This window comes from Streptomyces sp. Ag109_O5-10 (assembly GCF_900105755.1).
Classification (GTDB): domain Bacteria; phylum Actinomycetota; class Actinomycetes; order Streptomycetales; family Streptomycetaceae; genus Streptomyces.
Window position 1 is genome coordinate 5,216,047 of sequence record NZ_FNTQ01000001.1, and the last position, 17,404, is coordinate 5,233,450.

Genomic DNA, 17,404 nt, shown 5'->3' on the forward strand with positions numbered 1-17,404 from the left:
CCCTTCGTCGTCCGCCGTCTGCCGTCTGCCGTCCGCGCCGCCGTCGTGGCCGGTCGCGTGGGTTCTCCCCCGGCCCTGCCGCGGTGTATCTCCAGCGCCCCTTCGGGGGCGCGTTGCCCAACGGCGGCGGACGTCGCCGGCCCCGCCTGGTGCCCCGGTCCGGTCCCGCGCTCCCGTGGCGGGCGGGTGCCGGGCGCCGTTGTGGAAGGATCGCCGCGTGAACGTGCATCGGCCGGCCGGCGCGGGCGGCGCCGACGGTGACCTGCGGGGTGTTCTGCAGCGCTTCGACGTGGGCGTCGTGGTGCGCAGGATGGAGGACGGTTTCGCCCGGCTCCCCGCCTACACCGACTTCCAGTGGCCGGTGGACCGGGCCGCGGTGGTGCGCTGGAACGTCGACCTCGTCCTGCGCTGGCTGGTCGACGGCCTGCCCCCGGACGACTACCTCCGGTCCGAGCTCCACGAGTTCCTGCGTGCCCGCGCGATGTCCGGGCAGCCGATCGAGGGCAGCATCCTGGTCTACCGCCGCGGTGCGCGCATGCTCTGGGAGGCGCTGCTGGATCTGGCGTCGGACGCCGACCGGGCGGTGCTGCTCGCCCGGTCGGAGACCGTCTGGGGCTGTCTGGAGGACTACCTCGACCTGGTCGTGGAGGTGTTCGCGCGGGCCTACTCGGACCAGGAGGACGCGCCGTCCACGGCCGGTGACCGGCGCGCCCGTACCCTGTTCGACCGGCTGTGCGCCCGGCTGCCCGTCACGATCGAGGACCAGGACCGGGCCGCCCGGCTCGGCTTCGACCTGGTGGAGCCGTACCGGCCGTTCACCGCGCAGCTCGCCGGGGCGTCGGTCGCCGCGCACGCCGACCTCGCGTTCCGGCTGCGTGCGGCGGGGGCGCTGGCCTTCACCGAGGGGCTGCGGGTCACCGGGCTGACCCCGTCGGGATTCGGCTGGACGGCGTTCCTCGAAGACCCGCGGCTGCTGCTGGCCGAGGACGAGCCGCTGGCCCGCGGCCGGCTCGGGGCGGCGGCCGACGGGCTGCGTGCGCTGATCGCCATCGGGGCCCGGTCCGGGCGCCGGGGCCGGGTGCGGGCCGACGACCACCTGCCCGAACTGCTGCTCGCCGATGCCCCGGACACCGCCGACCGGGTGGTCCGGCGGGTCTTCGGGCCGCTGGAGCGTGCCGACGCCGTGGACCTGGCGGCCACCCTGCGCTGCCTCGCCGCCCACGGTTTCGACAGCACGGCGGCCGCGGCCGCGCTGCCGGTGCACCGCAACACCCTGCTGTACCGGGTGGGCCGGATCGAGAAGCTGACCGGCCTGTCTCTCCGGGAGCAGCGGGACCGCACCCTCGTCCTGCTCGCGGTCACCTGGGAGACCCTCGGCCGGGACCTGCGACCGGCCGGCGCGGAGCCCGACGGTTCCTAGTGCCGCAACAGGCAACGTTCGCCCCGTCACGACGCCCGGCACGCACTCTCGCCGCACCGGACGGAAGCCCAAGTACGTCCAGTACGAGGACTTCCGGCCGGCACGCCGAGAGCACGCACCGGACGCCGCTCCTTGACGGGCAAACGTTGCCTGCCGCGGCACTAGGCCGGCCGCCCGGTGCCCCGCAGCAGGCGGGCCAGGCCCAGCTGCATGGCGCCGAGCATGATCATCCAGAGGCCGGCCAGGAACGCCAGCGTCAGCAGCGACAGCTGTGGCCAGGTCAGCAGCATCAGTCCGGCGACGACACCGAGCAGGCCGATGAAGACGTTCCAGCCGCGTCCGGGCAGACCGGGACGGTCCAGCGCCACGAACACGGCCGTGAAACCGTCGACCACCCAGTAGATGCCGAGCAGCAGCCCGAGCGCGAGCACCGTGATCAGCACGTGCCGCAGGCTGTACAGCCCGAGCAGCAGACTGACCACGCCGAGGACTCCCGTCAGGGCGCGGGCGGTGTCCCCTGCGCCCAGGCTCACCGAGCCCACCAGGCGGAACACCCCGGTGGCCACGAGCTGTACGCCGAAGACGACCGCGAGCACGACCAGTGTCGGGCCGGGCCAGGCCACGGCGACGACGCCGGAGCCGATCGAGACCAGCCCGAAGAGCAGGTGCCATGTCCAGGAACGGCCCAGGCGGGCCAGGGGGCTCTTGTGCATGCGGCGAAGCTACGGGCGCTCCCGCTGGGCGGTCTTCCAAAAACCGGGCGGGTGTTCGTGCCCGGGCACAAGGCGGCAGGGCGTTGAATGACGGCAGAGCACCAGTACGGGAGGGGAGCGTGTGTCCGAGCTCGATCCGCGCGGGACGCCGGTCAGGACCCCGGGGGCGACTCTCCGGCAACTGCCGGCCGGGACGCCCCCCGAACGTGCCCCGGAGGCGGCCAGGGCGCGCTGCGAAAGTCCCGGGCGTGACGCCCGGCCCCGGCCGTCGCTGCCGGGGGTGCGCGGCGTATGAGCGTCCCGGCCGACTGGGAGAGCTTCGCCGTGATGACCGGAGGAGCCAGCGCCGCCCTCACCGGGCTGCTGTTCGTCGCGGTGTCCGTGGACACCGGCCGGATCGCCCGGCACCCGGGCCTGCGGGCGGGCGCGGCGCAGACCCTGGTGCTGTTCATCGCGCCGCTGCTCATGGCCACCGCCCTGCTCGTGCCCGGCCAGCCCGACCCGGTGCTGGGCGCCGAGCTCATCGCCATGGGGATCGGCGCCTGCCTGAGCCTGCTGGCCATCGGGCGGAACAAGCGCGAGGCGGCCGTCGACGACGGGCGGCTGACCGACATCTTCGACCGCCGGGACACCAACGTGGTCGTCATGCTGCTGTTCGTGGCGGCCGGGGCCCTGCTGGCCTTCGGCCACGACGCGGGCCTCTACCTGCTGCTGCCTGCCTCCGCCGTGGCGTTCGTCAGCGGGGTGCTGAACGCGTGGCGCTTCCTGCTCCCGCCGCCGCACGCGCACCCGCCGCGGAAGCCGGACAGCTGATCACCGGTGCCGGCGGTGAACCCAGAGCCCGGCCGCACCGGCCACCACGCGAGCCGGGGCACGCCGGCCGCATCGACCCCCCCCGGAAGGTGACGCGCATGTACGCCACGCCCCGCGCCGACGCCTGCTCCGCGGCGGCCGGCCGGCTGCGCGGCGTACTCCGCCGCCTGGACCCGGACCTGATGGCGCATCAGCTGGCCCGCGGCCTGGCGGAGGTGCCGACCGGCCGGATACCCGGACCCGGCTGCCGGGCCGGGTCCCGGGAGGACCTGATCCGCCGTAGCGTCGAACTGATCAGGAACTGGCTGCTGAGCGGGCAGGAACCTGCCGGGGACGCGCTGTCGGAACTCTACGAGGCGGCGCGCGCGGCGGCCAGGCACGGCCTTCTCGCCGAGGACGCGTTCCGTGCCTGCTCCGGGGCGGCACGCGCGGTGTGCAGCGCGCTGCTTGAGCTCAGCCCGGCCGAGGACCGGGTGTGGCTGATGCCCCAGCTGGACGTGGCGTGGGCGTTCCTGGACATCGCCCTGACGACCGTGCGGCGGGCGTTCGCCGATCAGCGGGAGCTGCCGTCCGCCGACGGCAACTCCCGCGCGGCGGCGCTCTTCGCCCGGATCTGCGCCCGGTCGGCGACGACCGTCGAGGACCTGGACCGGGCGGAACGGCTGGGCTTCGACCTCGCCGGCCCGTACTGCCCTTTCGTGACGGCGCTCGACGGCGGCTCGGCCGCCGCCCACGCCGGCCTGGCGGCGCGGCTGCGGAGCGCGGGGGCGCTGGCCTGCGCGGAGGGGCACCGGGTGGCCGGGCTGACCCGGCCGGGGTTCGACTGGACGGACTTCCTCGCCGACAGCGCGCTGGTCCTCGCCGCCGAGCCGGCCACCGGCCGGGCGGCACTGGCGGAGACGGTCGGCACCCTGCACGACCTGGTCACCCTGGGGAGCAGGGCGGGACGCCGGGGGCGGATCCGCCTCGACGACTTCCTGACGGAGGTCATGCTCGGGAACTCCCCCCAGCTCGCCGACGGCGTCATGCGGCGCGTACTGGGCCGGCTCGATGCCGAGGACCCCTCCGGAACGCTGTCGCGGACACTGGCGTGCCTGGTCGCGCACGGTTTCAACCGGACGGCGGCCGCGGCGGCCCTGCCGGCCCACCGCAACACCCTGCTCTACCGGATCAACCGGATCGAGAAGCTGTCCGGCCTCGACCTCGACCGGCACGCCCACCGGGAGCTGGCCCGGCTGGCGGTGGTCCGGGCGGAGACGACGGGTACGCGCACCGCGCCTCGCTCCGCGTGACCGGGCCGGCCGGCCCGCACCGGCCGGCCCCGCGCCGTTCCGGGAGCCCGCCTTCTGTCCGGGCGCCGTCATGGTGCCCAACGGCGGCCCCGCTTCTTGTCCCCGTGCACAACGAGGCAGGTGCCACGCTGTCCGGCGGCAGGGTCCGGCGGAGCCGGGATTCCCGCCCTGCCGGCACCCTTACCGCGATGGAGGAGATGCGGGCATGACGACGGCCCCGGACACGATCGTCCTGATACACGGCCTGTGGATGACGCCGCTCGCCTGGGAGCACTGGGTGACCCGGTACGAGGAGCGCGGATTCACCGTGCTGACGCCCGGATACCCGGGGATCGAGCCCGGGGAGGCCGGGGTCGAGGCGCTCCGGAAGGACGCCTCCGCGATCGCCGGGGTCGGCGTCCGCGAGGTGCTGGACCATCTCACCGGCCTCATCGAGGAGTTGGAAAGTCCGCCGATCATCATGGGGCACTCGTTCGGCGGGACCTTCGCCCAGCTGCTGGTGGGCGCCGGGCTCGGGGCGGCGGGGGTGTCGCTCGACGGCGCGGCGGTCAAGGGCGTGAACGCGATGCCCCTGTCCGAGCTCCGTTCGGTGCTGCCGGTCCTGAAGGACCCGGCGAACGTGCGCCGGGCCGTCCCGCTGACGGCCGAGCAGTTCCACTACGCCTTCACCAACACCCTGGACGAGGACGCCTCCCGGCGCGCCTACGACCGCTACGCGGTGCCGACGCCGGCCCGCATCCTCTTCCAGGGCGGTCTCGCGGCCGTCACCCGTCACGCGGCCACCACCTTCGACTTCGCCGACGACGACCGGGCGCCGCTGCTGTTCGTCTCCGGCGGCAGCGACCACATCCTGCCCCCGGTCGTCCAGCGGCAGAACTACGAGAAGAACGTCAAGCACTCGACGGCGGTCACCGCGCACACCGTGTTCGAGGGGCGCGACCACTTCACCTGCGGTGAGCCCGGGTGGGAGGCGGTGGCCGACTTCGCCCTCGACTGGGCGCTGGACCCGCGCCCCGGAGTCCTCGACTCCGCGACCGGCGACCCGGTGTGACCGGCCGACCTCCGAGAACGGAAGGTGCGCGATGTCCAGGACAGTGGCCGACGGCCTGTGGGAAATGCTGGTCAGCGCCGGGGTGCGACGCTGTTACGGGATCGTGGGTGACGCGCTCAACCCGGTGGTCGACGCCCTGCGCCGCAACGGCCAGGTCGACTTCGTGCATGTGCGCAACGAGGAGTTCGGCGTCTTCGCCGCCGTCGCCGAGGCACGGCTGACGGGGCAGCCCGTCGTGGTCTGCGGAACGGCGGGACCGGGCGTCGTACACCTGGTCAACGGCATGCTGGACGCCCGCAAGGAGCGGGTGCCCGTCATCGTCCTGGCCGGCGACACCGAGACCGGCCTGCTGGACAGCGAGACCGTCGAGGAGCTCAACCCGTACCGGTTCTTCGCCACCTCCGCGGTGTACGTGGCCCGGCTGGTCAACCCCGCCCAGCTCCGCCACGTCGTGACCTCGGCGGTCACGGCCGCCGTGACCCGGGGCGGACCCGCGGTCCTGTCCCTGCCCGGTGACGTCGCGGCGGCGAGCGCGCCGAAGGACCGCTACGAGATCCGGCTGCCCCGGCCGGCCCGCGCCCCGGCCGGGGCGGAGGACCTCGCCGCCATGGCCGGGCTGATCAACGAGGCCGGTACGGTGGCGGTCTTCGGCGGCCAGGGCTGCGCCGGGGCGCACGCGGAGGTGACGGCCCTGGCCGGGAAGCTCGGTGCGCCGGTCGGCTACTCGCTCAAGGGCAAGCAGTTCCTGGAGCACGACAACGCGAACGCGGTCGGCATGACCGGGCTGCTCGGCTACGGCGGCTGCCATCACGCGCTGCACCACGCCGACGTCCTGCTGATGCTCGGTACCGACTTCCCGTTCGCCGAGTTCCTGCCGCAGCACGGCAGGACCAGGATCATCCAGGTCGACCACGAACCGGAGCGGCTCGGCAGGCGCGTTCCGGTCGACCTGGCCGTGGCCGGTGACGTACGGGCGACCGTGCAGGCGATCCTGCCGCTGGTCGAGCCGAAGCCCGACGGCGGCTTCCTCGCCCGCTGTGTGGAGGAGACGGAACGGTTCCACCGCAGGATGCGGCACTACACGGAGAAAGGGCCGCGCATCAGGCCGATCCGGCCCGAGTACGTCGCCACCGTCCTCAGCGACCTGGCCGACGAGGACGCCCTGTTCTTCGCGGACACCGGCACCCCCGTCATCTGGGCCGCCCGGCACATCAGGTACGGGCCGCGGCGGCGGCTGTCCGGATCGTTCTCGTGGGCGTCCATGGCCACCGCGTCGCCCGGCGCGTTCGGTGCGCAGCTCGCCTTCCCCGGACGGCAGACGATCGCGCTGTGCGGCGACGGCGGGTTCAGCATGCTCGCGCTCGGCGACCTGCTCACCGAGGTGCAGCGCCGGCTGCCGGTCGTGCACGTCGTCCTGAACAACAGCGGGCTGGAGTTCGTCAGGATCGAGCAGCAGGAGGCGGGCCTCGTGCCGTTCGGGACCGACTTCGCGACCCCGGACTTCGCCGCCGTCGCCGAGGCGATGGGCGCCAGGGGTATCCGCATCGAAGATCCCGGCGAGGTGGCGGACGGGCTCGCGACCGCCCTGGCCCACACCGGCGGCCCGGTCGTCGTCGACGTCCTCGTCGATCCCTACGCGCTCGCGATCCCGGCCCGGGTGCCCGCCAGCACCGCCGCGGGGTTCACCCTGAGCGCGGCGCGGCAGGTCTTCGCCGGCCGCCTGGACGACGTCGTCGACACCGCCACGCACAACGTCCGGCTCGCCTGACCGGCCGACACGACAGGAAGACCGATATGACCGGCCCATCCGCAGCGGAGGACAACGCGTCGTGACAGAGAAACAGGGCTCCCCGCCCGCCCCCCGGCCCGGCTGGCGCGAGATCTACCACGGCGGCTCACCCGAGGCCGAGGAGAGGCACTTCCGGGACCTCGCCGACGTCATCGTGGGCGTGCAGCGGGCGAACCGGCGCAGATCCGGTTCGCCGGTCTCCCACCGCACCTTCCACGCCAAGATCGTCGTCGGTGTGGACAACGCCGAACTCGCCTTCCGGGACGATCTGCCCGCCGCACTGTGCGCCGGGGACTTCACCCCGGGCGCCCGGTTCCCGGTCACCGTCCGGCTGTCCAACGCGAGCGGCGCCGTCCGCGCCGACAGCAGCCCGGATCTGCGCGGCGCGGCCCTGAAGATCAGGCTGCCCGGCGGCGGGGAGCACGACCTGCTCATGACCAGCTACCCGGTCTCCCACGCCCGCGACGCCACCCAGTTCGTCGAGATCGCCAGGATCGGCGCCGGACCCAGGCCGCTGGTGCTGCCCCGCATGCTGCTGAGGTTCGGCCCGTCGGAGACCGCGCGCATCCTCGGCAACCTGCGGAGGGCCAACCGCCCGTCGGCCGGCCTGGCGCAGGAGTCGTACTGGAGCCGGGGGGCCGTCCTGTGGGGGGACGCGGGTCCCGTACGGTTCCGGCTCAGCCCCCTCGGCGGTCCGGCCCCGGCCCTCGCACCGGCGGCGGATCCGGCGGACGAACTGCGGACCCGCTTCGCGGCCGGGCTGAGCGGCGCCCCGGTCCGGTTCGCCCTGCACGTCCAGAAGTTCGTGGACGAGCGGCTCACCCCGATCGAGGACGGCGCGGTGGAGTGGCGGGAAGGCGACTCGCCCTGGCTCGGCGTGGCCACGCTGACCATCCCGGCGCAGGACCTGCTCGGTGCGGCGGGCCAGGCCACCCGCGACCGCGTCGACACCCTCGCCTTCAACCCGTGGCACGCCCCGCCGGAGTTCCGGCCGCTCGGCAACCTCAACCGGGCCCGCCGCGCGGTCTACACGGCCAGCGCCCGGGAATGGCAGGCGGGGTAGCCGCTCGCAGGCGGGAGGAGGCTCAGCGGAACCGCCCCCGGTGGAAGAGCAACGGTTCTTCCGGGGCCTCGCCCGTCCCCAGCGCGGTCACCCGGCCGACCACGATCAGGTGGTCGCCGCCCGTGTGGACCGCGTGGACCGTGCAGTCGATCCAGGCGGCGGCGCCGGTCAGCCGGGGGGAGCCGGAGACCGGGGCCGGGTCGTGGGTGACGCCGGCGAACTTGTCCGCGCCGCTCACCGCGAAGGCGCGGCACAGCTCGCCCTGGCCCGCGCCGAGGACGTTGACGCAGAAGACGCCGGCGCGGGCGATGCGCGGCCAGGTGGCCGACGTGCGGGCGACCATGAAGCAGACCAGGGGCGGGTCGAGGGAGAGGGAGGAGAACGACTGGCAGGCGAAGCCTGCCGGTGCGGACTCGCCCTCGGCGGCCGGTGCGGTGATCACGGTCACCCCGGTCGCGAAGGTGCCGAGCACCCGCCGGAACTCCGTCTGGTCGACCGGCGCCCGCTCGTCCGCGCGCACGCACCGCAACTCCGGGCGCGGCAGCGACTCCACGGGGCCCGCCGCGGGGACCGACCTCAGATAACGGACGGCAGCCGCGGCCGCCCCTGCGTGTCCCATCACCTCTTCATTGAAGCTGACGGAACGTCAGATGGGAAGGGTGGTGCGGGCGCCGGCCGACCGCTTCGTAGGCTGCGCACATGGGGTGGAAAAGCGTACGGGGGCGGGGCGGGACGCGGGAGCGGTCCGGCGAGCGGCGGCCGGTCTGGTCCGGCGGTGATCTGAGCACGGCGGTCGCGCTGGCCATGGCCCAGCTGCCGGCGGCCGGACTGCTGGGGTACATCGACCTGTCCGGCCGTGACGACTACGGCGCCGGGAACGGCGGTGTCCTGGGTGGGGCGTTCCTGTTGTTCCTGGCGCCGGTCCTGCTGCCGCTGCTGGGCGTCGCGCAGGCGTTCCTGCTGGCCCTGCCCTCCGTGGTGGCGGCCCGGCTCACGGCCCGGCGCCTGGGCGGCCCTTCCTGGCCGTGGTACCTGGTGGTGCCGGTGGTGCCGGCCGCCTTCTGGAGCGCACTCCTCGCGTCGCTCGGGTCCTGGCCGTTCACCACGACGTTCGCGGTCCTGGCCGGGCTCGGCGCGCTGCCGACGCTCGGCGTCGGCTGGGTCCGGCGGCGCGCCCTGCGGCCGGCGGCCGTCTGGTGGCGGGCCGCCGCCGGCTCGTTCGGGCTGGCCGTTCTCACCCTCGTCGGCGGGGTGCTGGCGTCCGAGGCGGGCATGATCCCGCAGTACGAGCCACCGCGGCTGACCGCCGCCCAGCTGACCGGGGTCTGGCGGGACGGAAGCGGCGCCGAGCTGCGCCTGCGTGCCGACGGCAGCGCGGAGGCCGTCAAGCTGCCCACCGAACCGGCGCCCTTCACGAACGACGACTTCACTGACTATGTCGTGTGCGCGGGACCCGGTACCTGGGCACCCCGGAGGACCTCGCGCGACGGTGTGCTGGTCGAACTGGACGGGGACTGCGGCTGGGACACCCAGTGGTCGGTCGGCGGCACCGAGGACGCGCCCCAGCTCTTCGTGCTCTTCGGCGACCCCGACGCGGGCACCCTGCGCATCCTCGAACGGGCGTAGCGAGGCCGGTCGGCCTCACCGCCCGAGGAACTCGGGATCTCTGCGCTCCACGAAGGCCCGCACGCCTTCCCGGGCGTCACGCGACGTCATGTTGATCTCCTGGGCGGCTGCCTCGGCGGCGAAGGCGGTCGCCCGGTCGGTGTCCAGGGACGTGTTGACCAGCTGCTTGGTCAGCGCCAGGGCACGGGTGGGGCCGGTGGCCAGGCGGACGGCCCAGTCGCGGGCCGTCCTGGCCAGGTCGGCGTCCGGGACGACCCGGTTGACCAGGCCGAGGCGTTCGGCCTCCGGGGCGGAGAGCGCGTCGCCGAAGAACATCAGCTCCTTGGCGCGGTGCGGGCCGATCAGGCGGGGCAGGAGGTAGGCGCCGCCGCCGTCGGGGACCAGTCCGCGTCGTACGAACACCTCGATGAAACGGGCCGATTCGGCGGCCAGCACCAGGTCGCAGGCGAGCGCGAGGTGCACGCCGAGACCGGCGGCGGTGCCGTTGACCGCCGCGATCACCGGCTTCTCGCAGTCGAGGACGGCGGCGACCAGCCGCTGGGCGCCGAGCCGGATGGTGCGGGCCACGTCACCCGGCACGCGTTCGGCCGTACTGCCGCTGCCGCCGCGCAGGTCGGCGCCCGCGCAGAAACCGCGGCCGGTGCCGGTGACGACCACCGCGCCGATCCCGGGGTCCGCGGAGGCCTCGCCGAGGAGGCGGACGACGTGGTCGCGCTGGTCGGGGGTGAGGGCGTTGAGGGCGTCGGGGCGGTCGAGGGTGAGGTGGGCGACCCGCTCCGCCGTCACGTACCGGACGGTGTCCATCAGCGGCACACCGCCAGCGCGTCCAGCGCCACCGCGCCCTGCCCCTGCTCCAGCACCATCAGCGGGTTGATGTCGAGCTCGGCGAGCTGGTCGCCGAGCTCCAGGGCCATCCGCTGGACGCGAAGGATCACTTCCACGAGGGCGTCCAGGTCGGCCGGCGGGCGGCCCCGCACCCCGTCCAGCAGGGCCCGCCCGCGCAGCTCCGCGAGCATGTCCCGGGCCTGGTCCTCACCGAACGGCGGTACGCGCACCGCCGCGTCGTGCAGGACCTCCACCAGGACCCCGCCGAGCCCCACGGTCACGGTCGGCCCGAACAGGTCGTCGTGGGTGACCCCGACGACCATCTCCACGCCCCGCTCCACCATCTGGCAGACCAGCACGCCGTCCAGGGCGACCCCCTCGTAGCGCGCGATGTCGGTCAGGTCGCGGTAGGCGTCCCGGACCTGGCTGGCCGAGGTCAGGCCGATCTTCACCAGGCCCAGGTCGGTCTTGTGGGCGATCTGGCCGCCGGACGCCTTCATCACCACCGGGTAGCCGACCAGCCCGGCCGCGCGGACGGCCGCCGCCGCGCTGGTCACCAGCTGCTCGCGCGGCACCCGGATGCCGTACGCGCGCAGCAGCTGCTTCGCCGCGTGCTCGCTCAGCTGCTGTCCGGGCCGCATCAGCGCGAGCGCCTTGCGGTAGGAGGGGGACGGGGTGCGCGGGGCCTCGTCGAAGGGGGAGCGGTAGTCGCTCACGAAGCGGTGGTGGTCGAGGTGGGCGCGGACGGCGGTGAGGCAGTTGCCGACCGTGCGGAAGGTGGCCACCCGGGAGGAGCCGAGCAGGACCTCGCGGTAGGCGGCCTCGGTGCCGACCGGCGAACCCCACACCACGCACACCAGCTTGTCGGTCGCCTCGGCCGCGTCCACCAGGTCCTGGACGAGCCTGTCGCTGAGCGGCGGGAAGGGGCCGGTGATCGGGCAGACCAGCACCCCGACCTCCGGGTCGGCGAGGATCGCGTCGATGATCTTCCGGCCGCGCCAGTCGCCCACCGGGTGCCCGCCGTTGTCGACCGGGTTGGCCACGCTCAGGTACTCGGGTATCCACTGGTGCAGCTCGGCCTGCCGGGCCGCCGACAGCACCGGCAGCCTCAGCCCCAGGCCGGCGGCCAGGTCGGCGACGTGCGCGCCGGTGCCGCCCGAGATCGAGTAGACGACCACCCCGTCGGCGCGCGGTGCCCGCGCCCGGGCCAGCAGGGCGGCGGTGTCCTGGAGTTCGTCGAGGCCGTCGACGCGGATCACCCCGTACTGGCGCAGCGCCGCGTCCACCACGTCGTCCGCGCCGGTCAGCTTGCCGGTGTGGGAGGCGGCGGTACGGGCGCCGGCCTCGGTGCGGCCCACCTTCACGGCGACCACGGGCACTCCGCGGCGGGCCGCGCGGTCGGCGGCGAGCAGGAAGGCGCGGCCGTCCTTGAGACCCTCGACGTAGCAGGCGATGGCGCCGACCTCGGGGCGCTCGGCGAAGTAGGAGAGGAAGTCGGCGGTCTCCAGGTCGGCCTCGTTGCCGGTCGGCGCCCAGTGCGAGAGCCGGATGCCGAGTTCCTGGGCGGCGAAGACGGGGCGGCCCTGATGCCCCGACTGGGTGATCAGCGCGATCGCAGGTCCTTCCAAATCGTCGCGGAACCGCTCGAAGGCGTTCAGGTTGGTGTTCGGGCCGAGCAGCCGGAGCCCGGAGCGCCGTACGGCCGCCGCAAGGCGGGTCTGGGCCGCGGCCCCCTCCTCGCCGGTCTCCGCGAACCCGGAGGCGAAGGCCACCGCGAACCTCACCTTGGCCTCCGCCAGTTCCTCGATCACCGGCAGCGGATCGGCGACCAGCAGCACGGCGAGGTCGACCTGCTCGGGCAGGTCGGCGACGGAGGCCACGCAGGCGATGCCGAACACCGACGGCCGAACCGGATGCACCGGGTGCACCCGCGCCCCCACCCGCCCCGCCCAGTCGAGCAGTTGCCGGGTGATGCCGGTGTTGGGCCGCCCCTCGGCGTCCGAGGCGCCGATCACGGCCACGGACTCGGGGCGGAAGAACCTGTCCAGATCCGGTACGTCCGCGTACAGCGGCCGTCCGCTGACGTCCAGCACGTCCGCGTCGCCCGCCTCGGCCGCGCGGCCGTGGACGGCGGGCCCGGGACGCTGCTCACCGCAGGCGATGACCCGGGCCCGGCGGGAGTCGGTGGTGAGGGTGCCGTGGGTTGATCCAAGCATCGTTCCGCCCGCTCCTGTGTGACAGCACAATTATCTGACGCAGTGTCAGATTACTGAACTGACGCTGCGTCAGGAACTGCTCTGCACGCAAAGTTGAGGGCCGCAACAGCTCCTCTTCTCAGCCGAGGGCGGCCAGTACCTCCTTCGCCACCCGCTCGCCCGACCGCACCGCACCGTCCATGAAACCGGTCCAGAACGTCGACGTCTCCGTCCCGGCCCAGTGGATCCCGCCCACCGGCTCGCGCAGCGCGGCCCCGTACTCGGTCAGCACCCCGGGCGGCGCGTAGGCCACCGGGCCGCCCCGCGAGAAGCCCTCGTTGTCCCAGCGCTGCAGCACGAAGGAGGTGGGGGATGTGGCCCTGTTCCCGAAGTAGTTGGCGTAGTCGGCCAGTACGGCCGCCCTGACGTCGGCTTCGGCCGCCGCGTCGTACGCCCGCATCTCGTCGGCCTCGATGAACCCCATCAGCGCGCCGTAGGAGCCGTCCGGCGGGGAGTTGTCGAACGTCGAGCGGACCACTCCCGAGTCGCTGACCGCCTGCCCGTTGAGACCGTCGGCCCGCCAGAACGGGGTGTCGTAGACGGCGATGGCCTTGCCGATCGAGCCCATCGGCATCCGCTGGGTGAGCTGGTCGCGGGCGGCGGGCAGGAGGGGGTCGTACGTGATGCGGGCGGCCAGCGGCGGCGGCAGGGCGACCACCACCCGGGTGGCCCTGACGGTGATGCCGTCGGCCGTGACGACGTACGCGCCGGTGGACCTGGCGACCGAGCGCACCGGCGCGCTCAGCACCACCCGGTCGCCGAGGCTTGCGGCCAGCTTGATCGGGACCTGCTGGGAGCCGCCCACGAAACGGGACTCCTGGGCGCCGCCCGCGGTGTCGGTCAGGCGTTCCAGGGTGCCGGCGTTCGACTCGTCGCCGGCGGCGGCGATGTAGGAGAGGACGTAGAGCAGGGAGAGTTCGCGGGGCTGGGCCGAGAAGATCGACGTGCAGGCCAGGTCCAGCAGGAACTTGGCGGAGGGGATGACCGCGTTGGCGTTGAGCCAGCTCTCGAAGGTCTGCTTGTCCCATTCGGCGGCCTTGGCCGCCGTCCACGGCGCGTCCACCGGCACCTGGGCGGCCATGCCGTCCAGCTTCGACTGCACGATCGCCGCGTTGGCGAGCCCCGCCGCGTCCACCGGCGGGACCGAGCCGAGCAGGCCGCTGGTGTCGTACGGGGTGCGCTTGCCGTCCTTGTAGAGGAGGTTGTTCCCCGTGTTGTAGGTGGGGAAGGTGGCCACGCCCAGGGAGTCGGCGAGGGCCTTGACGCGGTTCTGGGTGGGGCCGATGAACTCGCCGCCGCCCTCGGTGAAACCGCCGTTGGCCAGCTTCAGGTTCACCACCCGGCCGCCGACCCGGTCCCGCGCCTCCAGCACGGCCACCGACCTGCCGCCGGCCACCAGGTCACGGGCCGCGGTGAGCCCGGCGATGCCGGCGCCGACGATCGCGACGTCCACGGTCCGGGAGATGACGGCCGTGGCAGCCGTGGCGGTGCCCGCGGAGACGGCGGTGAGGCCGGCGGCGCCGGCGGCGGCCCCGCCGAGGAGGGAGCGGCGGGAGAGCTGGGGAGAGGGCTCGGGGGAAGGCCGGGATGAGAGCTGTCTTTCACGTGCCACGTGCGTCCTCCGTGCTGGGCGAGAGGGGTGGGACCGGAAAGTTGAGCAGGGCTCACATTCTGGTCCCGGGCACGGGCGCGATGCTACCGCCGGTAACAAACAGCGCCCGTCGCATGCGTCACACGGGCAACGGGGTTGATGCGCAGTGAGGTGGGGCTGTCTACGCCGTCGGCTGGCGTTCGGGCCGGGCCTGACGCCGCTGCCGTTGGGCGGCCGTCCTCGCGGCTCTCCTGGCGACCGCCTTCGCGATCTTCTCCGCGTCGATGGCCATCTCGCGGATGTTGCCGCTGATGGGATTGGTGTAGCCGGTGAAGTAGAGGCCGGGCGCGTTCTTCAGGGCGCGGGGGCCGTGGGCGACCGGGCGGCCGCGGTCGTCGAGCACGTCGAGGTGGCCGACCAGGCCCTCCAGGGCGCGGACGTATCCGGTCGCGGCGATCACCGCGTCGGGGGAGACGCGGGTGCCGTCGGCGAGCACGACCCGGCCGTCCTCGAAACCGTCGACGGCGGCCACGATCTCGACCTTCCCCCGGCGCACCGCATCGATGAGCCCGACGTCCAGGATCGGGATGGCGCCCTGCTTCACCCGGCTGTAGAGCCCGCTGTCGGGGCGGGGCAGGCCATGCGCGGCCAGGTCGGGCACGCTGACCTTGGCCATGGTGCGGGCCAGCCGGTCGACGAAGGCGGTCGGGAGCCGTCGTACCAGGACGGAGTTGTACTGGGCCGCCCAGCCGGCGGTGGAGCGGCGCACGATGTGCGGGACCGTGCGGACGGCCAGCCGCACCCGGGAGGCGCCGCCCTCGGTCAGGTCGACGGCGATCTCGGCGCCGGTGTTGCCGCTGCCGACGACGAGGACGTCCCGGCCGGCGAAGGGCTCGGCGTTGCGGTAGGCGCCGGCGTGCAGGAACTCGCCCCCGAAGCCGTCCCGGCCGGGCCAGTCGGGGAGGTGCGGGGTGTGGTTGAAGCCGGTGGCGATCACCACCGCGGAGCCGGTCAGCTCCCGTCCGCCGGAGGCGTGCAGCAGCCAGCCGTCGCCGTCGGGCGAGCGCTCCACGCGGGAGACCTCTACGCCGGTGACGATCTCCAGCTCGTGGTGCTCGGCGTACTTCTCCAGGTAGCGCACCACGTCGTCCCGGGAGACCCAGCGGCCGAAGCGGCGCGGTATCGGCAGCCCGGGGAGCGCGGACAGGCGCCGGGTGGTGTGCAGGTGGAGACGGTCGTAGTGGCGGCGCCAGGACGCGCCGACGCCGTCCGACTTCTCCAGGATCACGGCACGGATGCCCCGGACCCGCAGCGCGTACGCGGCGGCGAGCCCTCCGGGGCCTGCGCCGATGACGTAGACGGGCGAAACGGTGGGGGGAAATGCGGCCATGAGCGGGAGCGTAATCACGCGTCACGTTGATGGGTCTCGGTCAAGACCGGAATTGGTTGCGGATTGATCACACCCGTAGGAAAAGTGAGTGGGGCTTGTGACGCAGCCCACCTCATCTGCCAGAAGCTCTACCGAATCTGTTGTGAGACGGCCGGAGAACGTCGATCAATTTCCCGGGATCTCAGGGGGGACCCACAGGACCACGGAACGTGCGCAGGTTCTGCCCGTCCGGGCCTGGGCCGCGCTTCAGAAACTGACGTAACGTCAGATGCATGGACGCGACGAGTACGGACGCGAGGAGTTCCGACGGCGGCTCCGACGCCGGCCCCGAGGGCATACGCGGCGAGCGCCCGCGATACGACCGCCCCGAACCGGACGCCTTCACCCGGCCCTACTGGGAGGCGGCGGCCGAGGGCCGGCTGCTGCTCCGCCGCTGCGGCTCCTGCGGCCGGGCCCACCACTACCCCCGCGAGTTCTGCCCGCACTGCTGGAGCGAGGACGTCACCTGGGAACGGGCGGTTGGCCGCGCGACCCTGTACACCTGGTCCGTCGTCCACCGCAACGACCTCCCGCCCTTCGGTGACCGCGTCCCGTACGTGCCCGCCGTGGTCGACCTCGCCGAGGGCCCGCGCATGATGACGGAACTGGTGGACGCCGACCCGGAGACCCTGCGGGCCGGGCTGGACCTGGAGGTCGCCTTCCGGGAGGGAACGCCGGTGTTCCGCCCGGTGCCGGTGCCGGTGCCGGCGGCGCGGCGCTGAGGCCGCGGGCAAGACCGGAGCGGCCCGGGTCGGGCCGGGGAACCCGCTGGGCCCGTGTCTGGTGCACGGGTTTCAATGGCCCCATGGCCCTCACCGACGAACAGTCCGCCGTCCCCCGCCCCGAAGCCACCCCGCACGGTCACGGCCTGCGGCTCGACCGCTGGGACCCGGAGGCGGAGGCGCAGGTCGAGGCGTGGCTGCGGTCCCGTACCGACCCGGACTTCCGTCGCTGGAACACTCCGCTCACCGAGGTGAGCGACCTCGCGGGTGCTCGTGCCGCCCTGGCCGCGCAGCGGAAGCAGGCGGCGGACGGCACCTGTGCGCCGTTCCGGATCACGGACGCGGAGAGCGGCGCGACCCTTGGTCACGTCGGCGTGAACATGATCGACCACACGTTCCGGACCGCCCGGGTCGGCTACTGGGTCCTGCCCGAGGCGCGGGGCCGTCGGGTCGCCACCCGCGCGCTGGCCCTGGCGACGGACTGGGCCTTCACCGCACTGGGCCTGCACCGCCTGGAACTGGGCCACGCCCTCGGCCATGACGCGTCCTGCCGGATCGCCCTGACGTGCGGCTACGGCTACGAAGGGACGCTCCGCGGCGCCATGTTCGAGGCGGGCCGGCAGGACGCCTTCCGGGACGTGCACCTGCACGGCCGCCTGGCCACGGACCCGAGCCCGGACCTGGACCGGGTCCCGGCGGGGGACTGAGCCGGATCGAGCAAGCGGGATCGGGCAAGCGGGATCGGGCAAGCGGGATTGAGCAAGCCGGGTCGAGCAGGCCGGTCGATCAGGCGGGATGGACCAAGCGGGATTAAT

15 protein-coding genes are annotated in these 17,404 nt (G+C 73.8%); 9 read left to right on the forward strand and 6 right to left on the reverse strand.

Features of this window, described 5'->3' with window-relative positions; genetic code table 11:
* The first annotated feature begins 217 nt into the window (after positions 1 to 217).
* Positions 218 to 1,420 (forward strand): PucR family transcriptional regulator, encoded by a 1,203-nt coding sequence (locus tag BLW82_RS46070; RefSeq protein ID WP_093501608.1) that lies wholly within the window; start codon positions 218 to 220, stop codon positions 1,418 to 1,420.
* 161 nt (positions 1,421 to 1,581) lie between these two features.
* On the opposite strand, the gene BLW82_RS23940 is transcribed toward BLW82_RS46070, so the two are convergent.
* Positions 1,582 to 2,133 (reverse strand): HdeD family acid-resistance protein, encoded by a 552-nt coding sequence (locus BLW82_RS23940; RefSeq protein ID WP_093501610.1) that lies wholly within the window; start codon positions 2,131 to 2,133, stop codon positions 1,582 to 1,584.
* Between the two features lie 291 nt (positions 2,134 to 2,424).
* Between BLW82_RS23940 and BLW82_RS44560 the strand changes: the two genes are divergently transcribed.
* The 5 genes from BLW82_RS44560 to BLW82_RS23960 all read left to right on the forward strand — a co-directional run bounded on the left by BLW82_RS44560 (position 2,425) and on the right by BLW82_RS23960 (position 8,141).
* Positions 2,425 to 2,946, forward strand: coding sequence for a hypothetical protein (locus BLW82_RS44560; protein WP_107408566.1), 522 nt, complete (start codon positions 2,425 to 2,427; stop codon positions 2,944 to 2,946).
* Positions 2,947 to 3,044: 98 nt separating this feature from the next.
* The gene (locus tag BLW82_RS44565; protein ID WP_093508223.1) at positions 3,045 to 4,238 is read left to right on the forward strand and encodes a PucR family transcriptional regulator; all 1,194 of its coding nucleotides are present in this window, start codon (positions 3,045 to 3,047) and stop codon (positions 4,236 to 4,238) included.
* Between the two features lie 205 nt (positions 4,239 to 4,443).
* Positions 4,444 to 5,289, forward strand: coding sequence for an alpha/beta hydrolase (locus tag BLW82_RS23950; RefSeq protein WP_093501612.1), 846 nt, complete (start codon positions 4,444 to 4,446; stop codon positions 5,287 to 5,289).
* 31 nt (positions 5,290 to 5,320) lie between these two features.
* A complete protein-coding gene (locus BLW82_RS23955) occupies positions 5,321 to 7,057 on the forward strand; it encodes a thiamine pyrophosphate-dependent enzyme (RefSeq protein ID WP_093501614.1) in 1,737 nt (578 codons plus the stop codon).
* 61 nt (positions 7,058 to 7,118) lie between these two features.
* Positions 7,119 to 8,141, forward strand: coding sequence for a catalase (locus BLW82_RS23960; RefSeq protein WP_093501616.1), 1,023 nt, complete (start codon positions 7,119 to 7,121; stop codon positions 8,139 to 8,141).
* A 22-nt stretch (positions 8,142 to 8,163) separates the two neighbouring features.
* Here the strand turns inward: BLW82_RS23960 and BLW82_RS23965 are convergent, their stop codons facing one another.
* Positions 8,164 to 8,760, reverse strand: coding sequence for a flavin reductase family protein (locus tag BLW82_RS23965; protein WP_093501618.1), 597 nt, complete (start codon positions 8,758 to 8,760; stop codon positions 8,164 to 8,166).
* Positions 8,761 to 8,840: 80 nt separating this feature from the next.
* On the opposite strand from BLW82_RS23965, the gene BLW82_RS23970 reads away from it, so the two are divergent.
* On the forward strand, positions 8,841 to 9,767 hold the full coding sequence (locus tag BLW82_RS23970; RefSeq protein ID WP_093501620.1) for a hypothetical protein: 927 nt from the start codon (positions 8,841 to 8,843) through the stop codon (positions 9,765 to 9,767).
* Positions 9,768 to 9,782: 15 nt separating this feature from the next.
* On the opposite strand, the gene BLW82_RS23975 is transcribed toward BLW82_RS23970, so the two are convergent.
* From BLW82_RS23975 to BLW82_RS23990, 4 genes are all read right to left on the reverse strand, one after another.
* Entirely contained in the window at positions 9,783 to 10,571 is a 789-nt protein-coding gene (locus tag BLW82_RS23975; RefSeq protein ID WP_093508224.1) for an enoyl-CoA hydratase/isomerase family protein, read from the reverse strand.
* Positions 10,571 to 12,808 carry an acetate--CoA ligase family protein gene (locus BLW82_RS23980; RefSeq protein ID WP_093501622.1) on the reverse strand — a complete coding sequence of 746 codons (2,238 nt, stop codon included), beginning with the start codon at positions 12,806 to 12,808 and terminating at the stop codon, positions 10,571 to 10,573. The genes BLW82_RS23975 and BLW82_RS23980 overlap by 1 nt, the downstream gene beginning before the upstream one ends.
* Before the next feature lie 118 nt (positions 12,809 to 12,926).
* Positions 12,927 to 14,459: a flavin monoamine oxidase family protein gene (locus BLW82_RS23985; protein ID WP_093501624.1), complete on the reverse strand. Its 1,533-nt coding sequence runs from the start codon at positions 14,457 to 14,459 to the stop codon at positions 12,927 to 12,929.
* Positions 14,460 to 14,619: 160 nt separating this feature from the next.
* Positions 14,620 to 15,828 (reverse strand): flavin-containing monooxygenase, encoded by a 1,209-nt coding sequence (locus BLW82_RS23990; RefSeq protein WP_093501626.1) that lies wholly within the window; start codon positions 15,826 to 15,828, stop codon positions 14,620 to 14,622.
* 272 nt (positions 15,829 to 16,100) lie between these two features.
* Between BLW82_RS23990 and BLW82_RS23995 the strand changes: the two genes are divergently transcribed.
* Together BLW82_RS23995 and BLW82_RS24000 are read left to right on the forward strand one after the other, a co-directional pair.
* Positions 16,101 to 16,589, forward strand: coding sequence for a Zn-ribbon domain-containing OB-fold protein (locus tag BLW82_RS23995; protein WP_093501628.1), 489 nt, complete (start codon positions 16,101 to 16,103; stop codon positions 16,587 to 16,589).
* Between the two features lie 83 nt (positions 16,590 to 16,672).
* Positions 16,673 to 17,296, forward strand: a complete 624-nt coding sequence (locus tag BLW82_RS24000; RefSeq protein WP_093501630.1) for a GNAT family N-acetyltransferase — start codon at positions 16,673 to 16,675, stop codon at positions 17,294 to 17,296.
* Positions 17,297 to 17,404: the final 108 nt, after the last annotated feature.